The 15,970-nt window shown below is 73.4% G+C and carries 15 protein-coding genes and 3 tRNA genes; 7 read left to right on the top strand and 11 right to left on the bottom strand.

Features of this window, described 5'->3' with window-relative positions; all coding sequences use genetic code 11:
- Positions 1–11 precede the first annotated feature (11 nt).
- From AC5L3Z_RS13225 to AC5L3Z_RS13205, 5 genes are all read right to left on the bottom strand, one after another.
- Positions 12–890 carry a CDP-alcohol phosphatidyltransferase family protein gene (locus tag AC5L3Z_RS13225; RefSeq protein ID WP_494841872.1) on the bottom strand — a complete coding sequence of 293 codons (879 nt, stop codon included), beginning with the start codon at positions 888–890 and terminating at the stop codon, positions 12–14.
- A gap of 186 nt (positions 891–1,076) precedes the next feature.
- Positions 1,077–1,484 carry an MmcQ/YjbR family DNA-binding protein gene (locus AC5L3Z_RS13220; RefSeq protein ID WP_494841870.1) on the bottom strand — a complete coding sequence of 136 codons (408 nt, stop codon included), beginning with the start codon at positions 1,482–1,484 and terminating at the stop codon, positions 1,077–1,079.
- 313 nt (positions 1,485–1,797) lie between these two features.
- Positions 1,798–1,873: transfer RNA gene (locus AC5L3Z_RS13215), tRNA-Lys, on the bottom strand.
- 273 nt (positions 1,874–2,146) lie between these two features.
- Positions 2,147–2,983 carry an alpha/beta fold hydrolase gene (locus tag AC5L3Z_RS13210; protein WP_494841868.1) on the bottom strand — a complete coding sequence of 279 codons (837 nt, stop codon included), beginning with the start codon at positions 2,981–2,983 and terminating at the stop codon, positions 2,147–2,149.
- Positions 2,984–3,344: 361 nt separating this feature from the next.
- Positions 3,345–3,417 (bottom strand) — tRNA-Lys (locus AC5L3Z_RS13205).
- Between the two features lie 185 nt (positions 3,418–3,602).
- Between AC5L3Z_RS13205 and AC5L3Z_RS13200 the strand changes: the two genes are divergently transcribed.
- Both AC5L3Z_RS13200 and AC5L3Z_RS13195 read left to right on the top strand, forming a co-directional pair.
- The gene (locus tag AC5L3Z_RS13200) at positions 3,603–4,865 is read left to right on the top strand and encodes a L,D-transpeptidase (RefSeq protein WP_494841866.1); all 1,263 of its coding nucleotides are present in this window, start codon (positions 3,603–3,605) and stop codon (positions 4,863–4,865) included.
- A 226-nt stretch (positions 4,866–5,091) separates the two neighbouring features.
- The gene (locus AC5L3Z_RS13195; protein ID WP_494841864.1) at positions 5,092–6,375 is read left to right on the top strand and encodes a L,D-transpeptidase; all 1,284 of its coding nucleotides are present in this window, start codon (positions 5,092–5,094) and stop codon (positions 6,373–6,375) included.
- Positions 6,376–6,428: 53 nt separating this feature from the next.
- Here AC5L3Z_RS13195 and AC5L3Z_RS13190 read toward each other — a convergent pair.
- Both AC5L3Z_RS13190 and orn read right to left on the bottom strand, forming a co-directional pair.
- Positions 6,429–6,504 (bottom strand) — tRNA-His (locus AC5L3Z_RS13190).
- 114 nt (positions 6,505–6,618) lie between these two features.
- Positions 6,619–7,209, bottom strand: a complete 591-nt coding sequence (orn, locus tag AC5L3Z_RS13185; protein WP_494841862.1) for an oligoribonuclease — start codon at positions 7,207–7,209, stop codon at positions 6,619–6,621.
- Between the two features lie 74 nt (positions 7,210–7,283).
- Here orn and AC5L3Z_RS13180 point away from each other — a divergent pair, with 74 nt between their 5' ends.
- Entirely contained in the window at positions 7,284–8,528 is a 1,245-nt protein-coding gene (locus AC5L3Z_RS13180) for a glycosyltransferase family 87 protein (protein WP_494841860.1), read from the top strand.
- A 147-nt stretch (positions 8,529–8,675) separates the two neighbouring features.
- Here AC5L3Z_RS13180 and AC5L3Z_RS13175 read toward each other — a convergent pair whose 3' ends face one another.
- The 4 genes from AC5L3Z_RS13175 to AC5L3Z_RS13160 form a co-directional block, all read right to left on the bottom strand.
- A complete protein-coding gene (locus tag AC5L3Z_RS13175; protein ID WP_494841858.1) occupies positions 8,676–9,596 on the bottom strand; it encodes a hypothetical protein in 921 nt (306 codons plus the stop codon).
- 172 nt (positions 9,597–9,768) lie between these two features.
- Positions 9,769–10,500 carry a YcnI family copper-binding membrane protein gene (locus AC5L3Z_RS13170; RefSeq protein ID WP_494841856.1) on the bottom strand — a complete coding sequence of 244 codons (732 nt, stop codon included), beginning with the start codon at positions 10,498–10,500 and terminating at the stop codon, positions 9,769–9,771.
- 17 nt (positions 10,501–10,517) lie between these two features.
- A complete protein-coding gene (locus tag AC5L3Z_RS13165) occupies positions 10,518–12,182 on the bottom strand; it encodes a copper resistance CopC/CopD family protein (RefSeq protein ID WP_494841854.1) in 1,665 nt (554 codons plus the stop codon).
- 86 nt (positions 12,183–12,268) lie between these two features.
- Entirely contained in the window at positions 12,269–12,913 is a 645-nt protein-coding gene (locus AC5L3Z_RS13160) for a zf-HC2 domain-containing protein (protein ID WP_494841852.1), read from the bottom strand.
- 108 nt (positions 12,914–13,021) lie between these two features.
- Between AC5L3Z_RS13160 and AC5L3Z_RS13155 the strand changes: the two genes are divergently transcribed.
- Genes AC5L3Z_RS13155 through AC5L3Z_RS13140 form a run of 4 tightly spaced genes read left to right on the top strand, consistent with a single transcriptional unit; the run spans position 13,022 to position 15,970 of the window.
- Entirely contained in the window at positions 13,022–13,612 is a 591-nt protein-coding gene (locus AC5L3Z_RS13155) for a sigma-70 family RNA polymerase sigma factor (RefSeq protein WP_494841850.1), read from the top strand.
- Between the two features lie 33 nt (positions 13,613–13,645).
- A complete protein-coding gene (locus AC5L3Z_RS13150) occupies positions 13,646–14,167 on the top strand; it encodes a MauE/DoxX family redox-associated membrane protein (RefSeq protein ID WP_494841848.1) in 522 nt (173 codons plus the stop codon).
- Complete coding sequence (locus AC5L3Z_RS13145; RefSeq protein WP_494841846.1) at positions 14,160–14,876, top strand: DsbA family protein; 717 nt, start codon at positions 14,160–14,162, stop codon at positions 14,874–14,876. The genes AC5L3Z_RS13150 and AC5L3Z_RS13145 overlap by 8 nt, the downstream gene beginning before the upstream one ends.
- Positions 14,873–15,970, top strand: a complete 1,098-nt coding sequence (locus AC5L3Z_RS13140; RefSeq protein ID WP_494841844.1) for a hypothetical protein — start codon at positions 14,873–14,875, stop codon at positions 15,968–15,970. Before AC5L3Z_RS13145 ends, AC5L3Z_RS13140 begins: the two co-directional genes overlap by 4 nt.

The following is a 15,970-nucleotide window of genomic DNA, read 5'->3' as shown; positions in this document are numbered from 1 at the left end:
CGGGCGGCGGCTCAGCGCCGGGACGCGGTGACCTCCGGGCGTTCCTGCCACGCCCTTGTTCCCGCGGCAGGTCCGCCCCGCGCGGAATCGGCGCCGTGGCCGGCCAGCCTGGCCGGGTGCGTGCGGGGGCGGGAAGTCGTGCCGGGGTGGAGCGGGATGCCCAGCATGGCCGGGATGACCGGGCCGGTCGGGGCGAGGCGGGCTCGGCGGGTCGTCCACAGCCACCTGACGTCACGACCGAACGACTCGACGAGCAGCGCCAGCGCCACCACCAGCACGACGACGGTCAGCGGCCCGCCCAGCACATCCGCCATCGCCACCGTCAGCAGCACACCCTGGATCGCCGCGACGACCTTACGCCAGTAGCGCGGTGGCAACGATCCCCGCATCCACGGCAGCACCCAGCTCGCGGCGACGAAGGCGTACCGCATTCCGCCGATGGCGAGCACCCAGCCGCCCGCCGACGGGGCCACGTGGACGCAGAGCACCAGCACGAGGAAGGAGTCGACCTCCATGTCGAAACGGGCACCCAGCTCGCTGCTGGTTCCGGTACGCCGCGCCGTGTACCCGTCGACGCCGTCGAGCGCCAGCGCCACGGCGGTGAGGGCGACCATCAGCGCGACCGGCGCCGCCCGGTCGAACGACTCCATCACCAGCGCCGTCACGCCGCCGACGAGGATCGCCCGGCCGAGGGTCACCCGGTCGGCGGGGCTGAGACCGCGCGCACCCGAGCGGGACAGGCCCCGGCCGAGCAGGGCGCACAGGACGACCCCGTACCCCAGCCCCGCCAACCACCCCGCCGGGCCGAGGCCGACCGTCGCGGCGAGCACCGCCAACAGGACGGCCTGCGCGAGCAGTCCGACGACCGGACCAGTTCGAACCGTGGGCATCGTGCCTCCGTGACTCTGATTGGCGACCCTGACAGTCAACACGGAAAATACGGCCGAACGGTTCGTCCCGGACGCAGGTGAACCGGAGACGGATGGCTCCGGCAACACTCGGGCGGGCCGGGAAGTCACCCCGATCCGGAGAGCCGACACCCGCCTTCAGAGGTCGTCGGTGATGGTCTCCTCGACCTACTGGTCGGCGCTGCTCAGCTCCGGGCTCACCGGACCGGTGCCGTCGTCGAGGTCACCGACGAGCGAGTCCGGGGCGCGCATGCACCAGGCGTCGGTGACGAGTTCCTTCAGGCGACCGACGTCGACCTGCGCCAGCCGCAACATGACCAGGGGCACCCCGTCGTACGCGGGCGTGGTGAAGAAGACCTCGGGTTCGCCGAGGAGCAACGCCTGCTTCTCCGCTTCGTCGCCGACGTACAGCACCGCGATGTCGGTCCGGATGAGGCGCGACGCGCCGGGCCTGCGCTCGGGGTAGGACCAGACGAATCCCTTGTCGGCGACCCGGAAGTCGAAGCCGTCGCTGTCGACCTCGACCACGTGGGGCAGCGCCAGCGCCAGGCGACGGACATCGTCGGCGTCAGCCATGACGCCTGCTCCAGGACACCGCCACCCGCATACGCACAGGCTAACCGCTACCGATTCACCGTGGTGCGGCGGCGACCGGTGCCGGCTCCGCCGGGCCGGCCGGCAGCGCCACCATCGTTCGCAGCGGCGAGAAGAAGATCGGCACCCACGCCACGGCGACCGTCTTCTCCAGTACGTTGCCACCCTGGCAGCCGACCCTGACCCACCCGGCACGATCGCTCCGCTCCCGAGCACGCGACGGGCGCGCAGCCATCGCCACCGACGAAAAGGGCTCCGGCCAGGTGGAGAACCACCAGACCGGAGCCCTTGTTGCTGGTGCGCCGCCAGGGACTTGAACCCCGAACCCGCGGATTAAGAGTCCGCTGCTCTGCCAATTGAGCTAGCGGCGCTCGCTGACAACGGAGAGCACCATACCGAGCCCGCCACCCGGGCCTGCAACGGGGTCACCACCTGCGCGGGGGCAGCGCTTCCGGCATGGCGACCCCGGCACCGAGCTGCCACGTGACCATGCTCTTGCGCACCGCGACCTGCCAGCTCCCACCAGGAACCAGTTGCTGATCAGCTGTCCGGAAGAGGCGACGGCAGGGCGTTTCGCCGCCCTGCCGTCGCAAACTGATCCGACAATCGAACGCGCGGCCCGCCGGTCGCGGCCGGTTCCCCCGTTACGACTGGGCGGCCTCGCGGATCATCTTGGCCACCTGCTGAGGGTGGGAGATCATCACGACATGCGACGCGCCGTCGACGGAGACGGTCTCCTTGGCGCCGGCGCGTTGTGCCATGAAGGCGTGGGTCTGGGCGGGAATGTTCTTGTCCAGGGTGCCGTAGATGAACCACGACGGCTTCGACTTCCACGCCGGCTCCGCCTGGAGCTTGTCGTTGATCGCCGCCTCGGTGACCGGGCGCTGGGTCGCCGCCGCGATCTTGGCCTCTTCCTCGGAGACGTCAGCGGCGAACTGCTCCCGGAACTTGTCCTGCCTGATGTAGAGGTCCTTACCTCCGCCGGGCAGCGGAGCGGGTGGCGCCAGGGCCTCCAGAAGCGTGCTGCCCGGGAACTTGCCGGACAGGGTCGCCGCGCTGTCGCCCTTCTCCGGCGCGAATCCGGCTACGTAGACCAGCGCTTTGACGTTCTGGTTGCCGGTGGCGGCGGCGGTGATGACCTGGCCGCCGTAGGAGTGTCCGACCAGCACGATCGGACCCGGGATCGTCTTGAGCACGCTGGCGGTGTAGTCCGCGTCGCTCTTCCCACCCCGCAGGGGGTTCGCGACCGCGACCACCGGGTAGCCGTCGTCCTTCAGTTGGTCGATGACCGGACTCCAGCTGGACGAGTCGGCGAAGGCTCCGTGCACCAGCACGACCGTGGGTTTGTCCTGCGGTCCTGCTGGCTGAGCGGCATTCGCCGATGCGGTTTCGATCCCCACGGTGGAGGTCAGTGCCAGTACGGCCAGCGCCGCCCAGAACAGTTGTCGGAAGGCGCGGTTCTGCTGCCTGCTTTTACGCATGCGACCACTCCTGAATTTCGCGCGACGGGCCGCCTCAGCCTTCTGCTCCGCGTGCGGCTGTCGCTCGCACGGTGCTGTGGCCCGGCGGGGCGTCTGCCCCTGATTCACGTTACGCTCGCCAGCCTCGCTACGGGCCGTGACGGCGTACGTCCCCGTCCGGCGCGGCGTAGCGGCCCTCGATCACTTCCACGTGCCGCCGATCTGCGAAGCACGGGGGGCCGGCGCAGGGCCCGGTCGTCAAGGCCACCGACCCGCACCTCGACCGGCGCCGCCGGCTAGGCCCGCGCCGCTTACCAGCGCCATGGCCACGAAAAAAGCTCCGGCCGGTGGAGAACCACCAGGCCGGAGCCTTGATCACCTGTGCGCCGCCAGGGACTCGAACCCCGAACCCGCGGATTAAGAGTCCGCTGCTCTGCCAGTTGAGCTAGCGGCGCTCGTCGGCAACGGAGAGAACATTAGCACGGTCGCCGAGGGGGGTTCCAATCCGATACCCCCTCCCCTCTTCGGCCCCGCTTAAGGGACGAAAGCCCCAAAAACCTACGCCAGCAGCCCGACGGGACCGATGCGGCCGCGGCCATACGGCACGATGTCCGCCAGGCACGCGAGAGCAGAGGTGGGAATGGGCAGGTTCGCGCGGGCCGGGGCGATGGTGGGCGTCCTGGCTCTGGTGGGGTCGCTGGCACTGAGCGGGTGCGGCGAGGGCAGGAAGAAGGCCGAGTTCGTCGGCGGTGGGGCGACCGCGGGCACCAGCGCGCCGCCGGCATCCCCGTCGGGCGAGCCGTCGCAGGCGGCGACCGCCGGGCTGACGGTCAGCCCGGCCGACGGCGCGAAGGGCAGGCCGGTCAGCACCGAAATCAGCGCGAAACTCCCCAACGGCGGGACGGTGTCCTCGGTCACCCTCACGGCCGACGGCGGCGACCGGGTCGAGGGCCGGATGCGGCGGGACGGCTCCTCGTGGGTGCCGTCGGCCCCCCTGAAGTACGGCACCCGCTACACCGCCACGGTGACCGGCACCGGCTCCGGCGGGGAGACCCGCGCGGGCACCAGCACGTTCACCACGATGGCGAAGCCCAAGTCGGTGATCAGCTCTGGGCTCTACCTCTTCGACGACAAGTCGTACGGCGTGGCCATGCCGGTCGTCGTCGAGTTCCACCCCGGCATCCCGAAGAAGGACCGGGCCGCGGTGCAGAAGCGGATGTTCGTCCAGACCGACCCGCCGCAGCCGGGCGCCTGGCACTGGGTCTACAACGGCACCCAGGCCTACTACCGGGCCCCGCAGTACTGGAAGCCGGGCACCACGCTCGACGTCCGGATCGCGCTGGCCGGCATCCCGCTGAGCAACGGCCGCTACGGCAACGTCGACCGCTCCGCGACCGCGAAGATCGGCCGGTCCTTCGAGATGAAGGTCGACAACGCCACCAAGAAGATGGAGGTGCTCCAGGACGGCCGCCTGATCCGCACCCTCCCGGTCAGCCTGGGCAAGAAGAGCACTCCCTCCTCGAGCGGCACCCTGGTCGTGATGGAGAAGAAGGAGAAGACGGTCTTCGACACGATGGACTCGCCGGATCCGGAGAACCGGTACCGCGTGGACATCGACTTCGCCCAGCGGATCACCTGGGGCGGCGAGTACATCCACGCGGCCCCCTGGTCGGAGGGGCAGCAGGGCCGGCGCAACGTCTCGCACGGCTGCGTCAACGTCTCGATGGCGGCCGGCCGGTGGCTCTTCGAGCAGACCCGGGTCGGTGATCCGATCACCATCAAGGGCACCGAACGGAAGATCACGCCGGGCAACGGCTGGACGGCGTGGAGCCTCAGCTGGTCCGAGTTCGTCAAGGGCAGCGCCCTGCCGGTGCCCGAGGGCGGCTCCGGTCCACTGATCTGACGCCCCTCCGGGCCGGCGGTCCACGCCGGCCCGGAGGCCGCCCGGATCTCGACCACCTCAGGCCGAGGCGCGGCACCGGATCCGAGACCACCTCGCAAAAGCCGCATTTTAGCGGCTGTCCCGCCGCACCGGGCGCGTGTCGCGGCTCACCTGTCGCAACCTGCCGGCGTGTTCGTGCGTCAGTGAGAGACGATGGGCCATCGGGGACCACGACTGTGAGGGAATCATGCGAGTTGTCCAGGACCGGTCGGGCCGGCGCATCGGTCGGCGTCGGGCACTCGCGGCGGGCCTGCTCGCCGCGACGCTGGCCCTGACCGCCGCCTGCACCGGCTCCGACGGGGAGAAGCCGTCGGGCCAGCCGGGCGGCGGCGAGAAGGGCCCGAAGGCCGTGGCCAGCATCACCGAGCCCGCCGCGGACGCCACCGACGTCCCGGCGTCCACCGGCATCACCTTCACCACCAAGGACGCCGAGAAGACCACCGTCGAGCTCAAGGACTCCACGGGCGAGCCCGTCGAGGGCGCGCTCGCCGCGGACGGCGTGAGCTGGCTGCCCGCCGGGGCCCTGAAGTACGGCGAGAAGTACACCGCGACCCTGACGGCGACCGGCGACGACGGCAAGGCGGCCACGGCGACCAGCGCCTTCACCGTGATGGCGAAGCCGGGCAAGCAGGTGCGGGTCACCAGCTTCCTCGGCGACGGCCAGGTGGTGGGCGTGGGCATGCCGCTGATCGTGAAGTTCGGCCGGGCCATCCCGAAGGACCACCGCGCCGACCTCCAGCGCCGGATGACGGTCACCTCCACCCCCGCTCAGGAGGGGATCTGGCACTGGGTCAGCCCCACCGAGGTCCGCTACCGGCCGAAGGAGTTCTGGCAGGCCGGCAGCACGGTGTCGTACAAGGTCCAGGCCGGCGGGCTGCCGCTGGGGGACGGCTGGTACGGCCGTTCCGACCTGACCGTGGACGTGAAGATCGGTCCGTCGCTGGTGATGACGGTCGACAACAAGACCAAGCGGATGACCGTGACGAAGGACGGTCGGCCGGTCAAGACGATCCCGGTCAGCCTGGGCAAGAAGAGCACCCCCTCGTCCAGCGGGACCATGGTGGTGATCGAGAAGCTGCGCAAGACGGTCTTCGACACCATGGAGGAGCTGGGCCCCGAGGAGGGGTACCGGACGAAGATCGACTACGCCCAGCGGCTCACCTGGGGCGGCGAGTTCATCCACGCCGCGCCCTGGTCCGAGGGGCAGCAGGGCAGCGTGAACGTCTCGCACGGCTGCGTGAACGTCTCGATGGCCCACGGAAAGTGGCTCTTCGAGAACACCCGGCTGGGCGACCCGGTCACCGTCAAGGGCACCGAGCGCAAGCTCCAGAACGGCAACGGCTGGACCGACTGGAACATGAGCTGGGAGGAGTACGTGAAGGGCAGCGCCCTGCCGTACGAGCCGCCGGCCGAGCCGAGCGCGGAGGCGACTCCCGGCGACACCTCCCCCAGCGTCGAGCCCACCCCCTGACCGAGGCGGTAACGACGGAAGCCCCCTCCGCGAGGAGGGGGCTTCCGTGTGTCTGGGGTGACTGATGGGAATTGAACCCACGACAACCGGGACCACAACCCGGTGCTCTGCCAACTGAGCTACAGCCACCATGCCTTCCGCGCCGGTTACCCGGCCCGGGTGCGGACTAATAATAGCCACATCCCCGCCGGGCCCGTCCAGCGGGTTCCGCACCGCCCCACCGGGCGGGTGGCCGCCGCCGGGCTAGAGCTGCGCGGCGATCGCCTTCGCCGCCTCCACGTCCGGCCCCGGCAGGGGTACGAACAGCGTGCGGCGGTAGTACTCCAACTCCCGGATGCTCTCCCGGATGTCGGCCAGCGCCCGGTGGGCCAGCCCCTTCTGCGGCTGGCCGAAGTACACCCGGGGGTACCAGCGGCGGCAGAGTTCCTTGATCGAGGAGACGTCGATCATGCGGTAGTGCAGGTGCGCGTCGAGCCGCGGCATGTCCCGGGCGAGGAAGCCCCGGTCGGTGGCGATCGAGTTGCCGCACAGCGGCGCCGTCCGGGGGTCCTTGACGTGGCTGGTCACGTACTCCAGCACCAGGTCCTCGGCCTCGGCCAGGGTGACCGTGGAGCGCCGGACCTCCTCGGTCAGCCCGGACTTGCCGTGCATCGTGCGGACGATCTCCGGCATCGCCGCCAGGGCCGCCTCGTCGGCGTGGATGACCACGTCGACCCCCTCGCCGAGCACGTTGAGGTCGGGGTCGGTGACGAGCGCGGCGACCTCTATCAGCGCGTCCCGCCCGAGATCCAAGCCGGTCATCTCACAGTCGATCCAGACGAGAAGGTCAGCCACCGGGACAGACTACGCGCAGCCCCGGTGCTCGCGCCTCGGCACCGACGGCGGAGCGGACCGCTAGGGTTTCCTGCGTGCCAGCCGAATCCGTCGCGCCACCTGCCGTCGCCACCGACGACCAGCGGGGCCGTCTGGTCCGCCGGGTCGTGACGGTGCTGGCGCTGGCCGCCGTGCTGCCGGCGCTCTACCTGCCCGGCCTGAACCACAACTTCCTCGACCTCAAGATCTACATGAGTGCGATGGACTGGTGGCGGGCCGGCCATCCGCTCTACGACTACGTGCAGCCCGACCGGGTGCAGGGCGAGCTCTACTTCACCTACCCGCCCTTCAGCGCGTTGCTGCTCTGGCCGTTCGGGCTGCTGAAGCTCGGCGCCACCGTGGCGATCTTCACCCTGCTGACGGTGCTCGCCCTGGTGGTGACCACCCGCTGGCTGGTCGAGCCGGTGATCGCCCGCCACGGGCTGCCGCGGGTCTTCACGCTCACCGTGGCGGTGCTGCTGGTCTTCGCCGTGGAGAGCACCCGGGAGACCATCACCTTCGGCCAGATCAACATGCTGCTGGTGGTGCTGATCCTGGCTGACCTGCTCTTCGCCGTACCCGGGGGGAAGCGCTGGGCCGGCGTGGGCGTGGGCCTGGCGACGGCGCTCAAGCTCTTTCCCGGCATCTTCATCGTCTACCTGCTGGTGACCCGGCAGTGGCGGGCGGCGGTGGTGGCGAGCGTGACCGCGGCCGCCGCGACGCTGCTCGCGGCGGCGGTCGCCCCGCATGCCTCCTGGCGGTTCTGGACCCATGAGCTGTGGGCCACCGACCGGGTCGGCCGGCCCGACTACACCGGCAACCAGTCGCTGTTCGGGCTGCTCAACCGGCTCACCGTGCCGGAGGAGCCGAGCCGGCTGCTCTGGCTGGCGCTGGTCGCGCTGGTCGCCGGGTACGGCCTCTGGCGGGCCGCCCGCGCCGCGCGGTCCGGCGACGCGCTCACCGGCCTGGCCCTCACCGGCCTGGTCGGCAGCCTGGTCAGCCCGATCACCTGGACCCACCACATCTACTGGTTCATCCCCGCCGCGGTGGTGCTGGTGGACGCGGCCCTGGAGGCCGGCCGGGGCACCGCCGAGGAGCGCCGACGGCGCTGGTGGCTGTTCGCGCTCGCCGCCGTCACCACGGCCGCGGTCAGCTACGGCGTGCTGTCCTTCCAGGACTGGGGCGTGGCGCCGGTGCGTACCGACTCCCCGGCCGAGTTCCTGTTCCGCAACGAGTACGTGCTGCTCGCGCTGCTGCTGGTGGTGACGCTGCCGGTGCGACGGGCACCGCTGCGCGGATAAGTTGCGCCAAATGGACAGATGTTCCCGTCCGCGACGTACCGCGCTAATCTGGTCTCAACTACCTCGGGTGTCTCCTCTGGTAGCAGCACCGATCCCCCGGTGAGGACGGCCCTCCACGTCGGCAGCGTGGAGGGCCGTCCGCCGCGTTCAGCCCCCCGACTCGGGGCGGGGTGTCTCCGACGGATTCCGCGGCGGCCAGGGCGGCAGGTCGGCGAGGGTGGCCGGCCGGGTCGACGGCGCCGCGTCGATCGCGGCCCGGGACGATTCCGCGCCCACCGACACCAGTTGCCGCTGCGGCGGCGGCAAACGGCGCTCCCGCGGGTCGACGCCCAGGCCGCTCAGCGAGCTGACCCCGAGCCGACCGGCGAGCACCGGCACCTGGTCCGGCTCCACCACGAAGACCACCTCCCGCGGGCGCACCGGACGCAGCAGCACCAGCCCCGCCAGGGCGACCAGCAGCAGCCCACCGGCCAGCAGGCCCCAGCCAGCCGCGCGGAAGCCGTCGACGCGCAGCCCGGCACGCAGGTCCACGGCCAGCTCGCCCCGGCCGTCCGGACGCATCACCACCAGGCTCAACCCCCGCCCGGCCAGCTCGTCGGGGCTCCACTCCAGCGCGCCGATCCCCTCCCGTACCCAGAAGGGCTGGTCGACCGGGACGGGGCCGGCGGGCCCGGGGGCGGCGGTGGGCCCGGCGTCGGCCAGGCGGACCGGCAGCGGGCCCCGGGTCAACGCGACCCGGTCGACCGTGGTGTGCGGGACCGACGCGAGCCAGCGGCGCACCTCGTCGGCCGGGGCCAGGCCGACGAAGGCCGGACCGTCCGGGGTACCGGCGGTCAGGCGCAGCCGCGCCGGGCTCACCCGCGCGAAGGGCGCGTCCGCGCGCAACAGCGCGTCGACGTCGGGCACCACGACCGCCCGGCCGGCGGTGCGGACCGGCTCGACGCGGGCGCCGAAGGTGCCGTCGGCGTCCGCGTGCCGGGCGACCATCCAGAGGCCGCCCCCGGCCAGCAACGCCGGAATCCCGACGACCAAGAGCAGCATTCCGGCGAGCGCCCGCACGAACCGCATCCGTTCCGTCTCCTTCGGTGACCGGGTACCCGGCAGACCTTACCGACGGGACCGCCATGATCTGCGGATATCGGCGCGACCGGGGTGAGACGGCCGCCGGCCCGCCGGAGGTGGGTCCGCCGGGCCGGCGGGGCGGCGCGGGCCGGGCGGGCGGGGCCCGCCGGCGTACCGGTCAGGACTTCGCGGCCGGCTCCCGGCGGGTCCGGGCGAAGGCCAGTCCGCCGAGGAGCAGACCGGCCAGCCCGGCCACCAGACCGGCGATCGCCAGCCCGGTGGCGGCGCCGTCGGAGTCGTCGTCCTCGTCGTCGTCGGCCTCGACCTGGGCGCCCGGCGACGCCGCCGGGGTGGCGGAGGCCGGCCCGGCGGTCAGGGTCAGCACCGGGGCCGGGCTCTCCGGCTCCTCGCCACCGGCGGTGGGCTCCTCGATCCAGCGCTGGACGTTGCCGTCGGAGTACGTCTGCAACGTCTTGAAGACCATCGTGTCGACCTTCGGCAGCGGTCCCATCGAGACCGGGAACTCCTGGAACTGGCCCGGCTTGACCCCCGCGTCGCCGGTGGCCGTCCAGGTCAGCTTCGACACCGCCTCGGTGAGCTGGCTGCCGTGCACCTCGATCGGCGGGTCGACCTTGCGCTTCTCCACCGCCACCGTCCACCCGGGCACCGGCATGACGGACACCGAGCCGAGCGGGGCGTTCTCCGGCAGCACCACCTCGACCTTGGTGGTCGACGCGGTGTCGCTCTCGTTCGGCACCCGGAAGGCGATGCGACCGTAGCCGCCCTGCGTCGCGTCCTTCGGATCGACCGTGACGTGCGCCGAGGCGGGCCCGGCGAAGCCGAGCACGGCCGTGCTGACGGCGGTGAGCGCGAGGGCGGCGACGGTTGCGGAGCGCCGGAGACGGATCATGTGCGGGAGAGCCCTTCTTATCGGATCGGCACGGTGGCGGTCACCGTGGCCTGGTCGATGTCGGAGATGCGGACGGTGAAGCGCAGCTGCCACTCCCCCGCCGCCGGGAGGTTGATCTCCCCGGTCGCGTGGTTGTCGGTCAGCGCCAGCAGCGGGATCTCGATCGGTTCGATCCCCGCCGACGGCAGCGCCGCGGTGGCCTTCCACTCGGCCACCGGCTGCGGCCGGTTCTCCGGCGTGTACGCGTACATGTGCAGCGTGTTGTTGCCCCGCTCGGCCGGGTCCAGCTCGACCTGCAGGGAGTAGATCGGGCTGGTCAGCGTCGACGAGTAGTAGCCGCCGGTCGTGTCGGCCGCGGTGGCGGCGGCGGTGCGGGCCGGCGGGGTCTGCACCAGGACCGACGTGACGCCCAGCACGATGGCGGTGACCGCCAGCTCGGCCCAGATGGCCCGGCGCACCGGCACCGGCCGCTGGGCGGCGGTCCGCCGCCGCACCAGCGCCCGGGAGTACGCGGCCACCGCGATCACCAGCGCGAAGAGACCGATCTTGGCGAGCAGCAGCCGGCCGTAGGTGGTCTGCACCAGCGCGGACACGCTGCCCACCTCGACCAGCCCCTGCACGGTGCCGGCGAGCAGCAGCGCCGCCACGGCCAGCGCCGCCCAGCGCGACCAGACCGGCAGGATCGCGCCCAGCTCCCGCTCGTCGGCGCGGCGCAGCAGGAAGACCGCGAGCATCACCAGCCCGCCCAGCCAGACCGCCATGCCGCCCAGGTGCACCGCGTCGACCACCACCGACACCGCCGGGGCGGGCGAGGCGGCCGGGTGGCCGGCCAGCGGCCAGGTGAACAGCGCCGCCCCGCCGAGGAGGGCCAGGATGAGCGCGTCGGTGCGGCCGACCGGCCCGGCGGTCAGCGGGCGGAGCAGGAACGCGACCGCCGCCAGCAGACCCAGCCGGACCAGGTGCGCGGTGCCGTACGAGCTGCCGAACACCTCGCCGAAGCCCTCCCCGGTGACGTCGAACACCCCGCCACCCGCGGTGTACGGCACCTGCAACCACAGCTCGGCGAGGGTGGCGACGGCCAGCAGGCCCACACCGGCCCAGGCCAGCCGCGCCGGACCGCGCCGGGAGAGCCGCCGCGGCCAGAGGGCGGCGAGCACCAGCGCCGGCCCGACCACCAGCAGCAGCCCCACGTAGCCCAGGTACCGGGCCACCTTCATCGCGGTGTCCACCACCGGGTCGGCGCGGCTGTCCGAGCCGGAGTCGGTCGGCGGCGTCGACGGCGCGCCGACGGAGTACGTGAACGCGCCGGAGACCGGGTGACTGTCGGCCGAGATCACCCGGTAGCTGACCAGGTAGGTGCCGCGCGGTCCGGCCGGGTCCACCGCGAGGCTCACCACCCCGCCCTCGAAGGTCGGTTCGCCCCGGTCGGCCCGGGAGCCGTCCGGCGCGATCACCCGGATCTTGTCGGGCACCTTGCGGACCGACTCGCTGAAGGTCAGCACCACCTCGGCCGGCCCGCTCGGCACCACGGCGGAGGCCTGCGGGCTGCTGCTGACCAGCACGGCGTGGGCGCTGGCCGGGGTCGCCGGGGCGAGCAGCAGGGCGACCAGGGTGACCAGCAGGCCGGCCGCGGCGGCCAGCCGCCCGATCCGGCGACGATCGACGACGTTCATGCCGGCCATGCTCGCCGACGCGACGCCCGTTCGGCGAACCGCCCCCGCGCGGATTCCCGACCCGCCACCTCCGCGGACGCCGGCCCGGGGCGGCCTCACCCGCGCCCCGCCGCGACCGCGGTGGACCACCGCCGGTCGGTGTCCCCGCTGACCCGGCCCAGGGCCCACAGCAGCCCCGCCTGCACCACGGCGGCCAGGTGGCCGACCTCGTGCACCAGGGCGGTGGTCGAGTTGGCGATGTCCACCACGCTGGTGCCGGCCAGGCAGACCGCCAGCACCAGCGCGACCGGCAGGAACGCCCGGGCGCGCTCCGGGCGCCAGGCGGCCAGCGCGAACCCGACCGCGAGGGCGACGTCGAAGGAGGCCATCTCCCGGCTGGTGTGCGGGTCGGCCGCCACACCCAGGCCGGCGAGCAGCAGCGGCAACGCCACGGCGAGCTGCGCGACCGCGGCCACCGCGACGGCGATCCGCAGCAGTTGGCGGCGGGCCGCCCGGACGGCCGCCGGCGAACGACCGGCGAGCACCGGGTCGGCGGCCACCGCGGCCAGCACCGAGGCGGTGAGGTCGGGCACCTCGACCGCCCGGACCCGGGTGAGTCGGGTCACCTGCTCGGCCCGGGACAGCCAGGAACGGCAGCCGGGGCAACCCTCCGTGTGGGCGTCCAGCGCCGGCGCCGGCACCTGCGGGTCCTCCCCGTCCAGCCGCGCCGACAGCGCCACGCGTACGTCGTCGCAGTTCATGAGGGGGTAGTCGGGTACGGGCGGGGAAAAGTTCCCGACGTGGGCGAGGCCATAGAAAGGGTCGAAGGACCCTGCCCACCCCCGGCACGGCGCGTAGCCTTCTCTGACGTGATCCCCGTCCCGCGCGACACCACCGCCGCCGGCCGCACCGGCACGCCGGACGGGGCTGCGCGGGAGTCGGCGACCCGCTGGGCGCTGGCCGCCCGGGACGGCGACCCGGTCGCCCAGGCCGCCTTCGTCCGGGCCACCCAGGCCGAGGTGTGGCGCTTCGCCGCCGCGCTGGTCGACCCGGACAGCGCCGACGACCTCACCCAGGAGACCTACCTGCGGGCCTTCCGGGCCCTGCCCGGCTTCGAGGGCCGCTCCAGCGCGCGCACCTGGCTGCTCGGCATCGCCCGCCGGGCCTGCGCCGACCACCTGCGCACCGTGGTCCGCCGCCGCCGGCTGGACGAGCGGCTCGCCGCGAACGCCCACACCGACCGCTCGTACCCGGACCCGGCCGGACAGCTCGGGGCCGCCGACCTGGTCCGGCGCCTGCCCGCCGACCGTCGCGGGGCGTTCGTGCTCACCCAACTGCTCGGCCTGTCGTACGCCGAGGCCGCCGCCGTGGAGGGGGTGCCGGTGGGCACCATCCGCTCCCGGGTGGCCCGGGCCCGCAACGATCTCGTCGACGCCGTCGACGCCGCGCTGGCCGGCTGACCGGTGGAACTTCCGGGCCGGACGGAACGACCAATGACCGTGACCGCAGCGCGCACCCCGGTCGACCGCCGGCCCGCCCTCCGCCCCTGGCTCGGCACCGCCGCCCGGCTCGGCCTGGCCACGGTCTGGCTGGTCGCCGGCGCCACCAAGGTCGGCGACCTGGCCGCATCCGGACGCGCGGTCGTCGCCTACGAGGTCATGCCGTACGACGTGGCCACGGTGATCGGCGCGGCGCTGCCCTTCGTGGAGCTGGCGCTCGGGGTGATCCTGCTGCTGGGGCTGGCCACCCGGCTCGCCGCCGGGGTCTCCGCGGCGCTGCTGGTGGTCTTCGTCGCGGGCATCGCGTCGGCCTGGAGCCGCGGCCTGGCGATCGACTGCGGCTGCTTCGGCAGTGGCGGACAGCTCGCCGCCGGGCAGGCCCCGAGCTACCTCCCGGAGATCCTCCGGGACCTGGGATTCCTGGTGCTGGCCGGATTCCTGCTGAGCTGGCCCCGCACCGCGTTCTCGGTGGACGGCTGGCTGGCGGGAGAACCCGTGGAGGACGACGATGAGTAGTCGCAAGGGGCAGCGGGACGCGGCCCGGGTGGTCCGCCAGCAGCTGGCCCGGGAGAAGCGGCGCAAGCGGACGCTCTGGGGGTCGGTGGCCGCGGTCGCGGTGCTGGTGATCGCCGGCCTGATCGGCTGGAGCGTCTGGTCCGGCCAGCGCGCCGACGAGTTCACCGCGCCGAAGGGTGCCAACGACGCCGGTACCGGCATCGTGCTCGGCTCCGGCCCGGTCACCATCGACCTGTACGAGGACTACCTCTGCCCCGCCTGCAAGCAGTTCCAGCAGGTCAGCGGCGCGACGATCGACCAACTGGTCAGCGAGGGCAAGGCCCGGGTGATCTTCCACCCGGTGGCCTACCTCAACCGCTACTCCACCACCGACTACAGCACCCGCTCGTCGGCCGCCGCCGGCTGCGCCGCCGAGGGCGGCAGGTTCAAGGAGTTCACCGACCGGCTCTTCGAACGGCAGCCCCCCGAGGGCGGGGCCGGGCTGAGCGACGACGAGCTGATCGACATCGGCGCGGGTGTCGGCCTGAACCGGGACGACTTCGGCTCCTGCGTCCGGGACGGGACGTTCGAGCCGTGGACCGAACGGGTGACGGAGGACGCGAGCCGGGCCCGCGTCCGCGGCACGCCCACCGTCAAGGTCGACGGCCAGGACGTCCAGGACCCCTCCCCCGAGGGGATCAAGGCGGCGGTGGAGGCGGCCGGCAGGTGATCCTCCTTCCCCTGCGGCGGGCCGGGCTGGTCCTCACCGCCGCGCTCCTCACCGTCCTCACCCTCGCCGCGCCGGCCGCCGCGCACGGCGCGGACGCCCCCGACGGCACCGACTACCGCACCGCGGTGACCGGGCTCACCCCGGCCCGGCCGGGGCTGACCGTGCGGGCCGTGGAGACGGGCGCCCGGCTGGAACTGGTCAACCACACCGGGCGGACCGTCGAGGTGATCGGCTACTCCGGTGAGCCGTACCTGCGGGTCGGGCCGGACGGGGTCTTCGAGAACACCCGCTCCCCGGCGACGTACCTGAACCGGACCCTCGCCGGGCAGACCACCCTGCCGCCCGAGGCCGACCCGGCCGCCGCGCCGCGGTGGCGCCGGGTCACCGACGACAACCGGGTGCGCTGGCACGACCAGCGCGCCCAGTGGCGGCAGGCGGGGCCGCCGGCCCAGGTCGGCGCCGACCCGACCCGGGAGCACCGGGTCCGCGACTGGGTGGTCCCGCTCCGCGACGGCGCCGAGCCGCTGGAGGTCCGGGGCACCCTCGACTGGGTGCCGCCGCCGGACCCGTACCCGTGGTGGGTCGCCGCCGCGCTGGGCTTCCTGGTCGTCGGGGCGGCGGGCCTGCTGCCGGCCGGCTCGACGGCCGGGGTACGGGCGCTGGGCGCGGTCGGGGCGGTGCTGGCGCTCGGCGGCGTGGCCGCCGTGGCGCTGGTCGTCGGGCGGGAGCTGGACGCGGGCGCCGAGGGGCTCGGCGGGGTGCTCGCCGGGCTGCTGAGCGGGCAGATGTGGGCGCTGCTCACCGGGCTCGGCGCGCTCGCCGCGGGCGGCTACGCGCTGGCTCGCCGGCCGGCGGCGGACTTCGCGCTGGCGCTGGCCGGGGCCTGCCTGGCGCTCTTCGTCGGCGCGGCCAACACCGCCGTCCTCGCCCGCGCGGTGGTGCCCGTGCCGTGGCCGGCCACCGGGGCGCGGCTGCTGGTCACCCTGGTCCTCGCCGCCGGCGCCGGGGCGGTCGGCGCGGGCGTCCTACGCCTGCACGCCGCCAGCCGCACGACCCCCGCCCCCATCCCGCACCCCACCCCGACCCACACCTGA

This window comes from Micromonospora sp. LZ37 (assembly GCF_059359015.1).
Note: the sequence above shows the minus strand (reverse complement) of the source record. Positions and strands in the feature narration are given on the sequence as shown.

Excerpts from the sequence above, each read along its gene's own strand:
- AC5L3Z_RS13150 (WP_494841848.1), top strand. The coding sequence starts at position 13,646 with ATGACCGTGACCGCAGCGCGCACCCCGGTCGACCGCCGGCCCGCCCTC.
- AC5L3Z_RS13175 (WP_494841858.1), bottom strand. The coding sequence starts at position 9,596 with ATGCGGTTCGTGCGGGCGCTCGCCGGAATGCTGCTCTTGGTCGTCGGG.
- AC5L3Z_RS13160 (WP_494841852.1), bottom strand. The coding sequence starts at position 12,913 with ATGAACTGCGACGACGTACGCGTGGCGCTGTCGGCGCGGCTGGACGGG.
- AC5L3Z_RS13165 (WP_494841854.1), bottom strand. The coding sequence starts at position 12,182 with ATGGCCGGCATGAACGTCGTCGATCGTCGCCGGATCGGGCGGCTGGCC.
- AC5L3Z_RS13220 (WP_494841870.1), bottom strand. The coding sequence starts at position 1,484 with ATGGCTGACGCCGACGATGTCCGTCGCCTGGCGCTGGCGCTGCCCCAC.
- AC5L3Z_RS13145 (WP_494841846.1), top strand. The coding sequence starts at position 14,160 with ATGAGTAGTCGCAAGGGGCAGCGGGACGCGGCCCGGGTGGTCCGCCAG.
- AC5L3Z_RS13225 (WP_494841872.1), bottom strand. The coding sequence starts at position 890 with ATGCCCACGGTTCGAACTGGTCCGGTCGTCGGACTGCTCGCGCAGGCC.
- AC5L3Z_RS13170 (WP_494841856.1), bottom strand. The coding sequence starts at position 10,500 with ATGATCCGTCTCCGGCGCTCCGCAACCGTCGCCGCCCTCGCGCTCACC.
- AC5L3Z_RS13200 (WP_494841866.1), top strand. The coding sequence starts at position 3,603 with ATGGGCAGGTTCGCGCGGGCCGGGGCGATGGTGGGCGTCCTGGCTCTG.
- AC5L3Z_RS13195 (WP_494841864.1), top strand. The coding sequence starts at position 5,092 with ATGCGAGTTGTCCAGGACCGGTCGGGCCGGCGCATCGGTCGGCGTCGG.
- AC5L3Z_RS13210 (WP_494841868.1), bottom strand. The coding sequence starts at position 2,983 with ATGCGTAAAAGCAGGCAGCAGAACCGCGCCTTCCGACAACTGTTCTGG.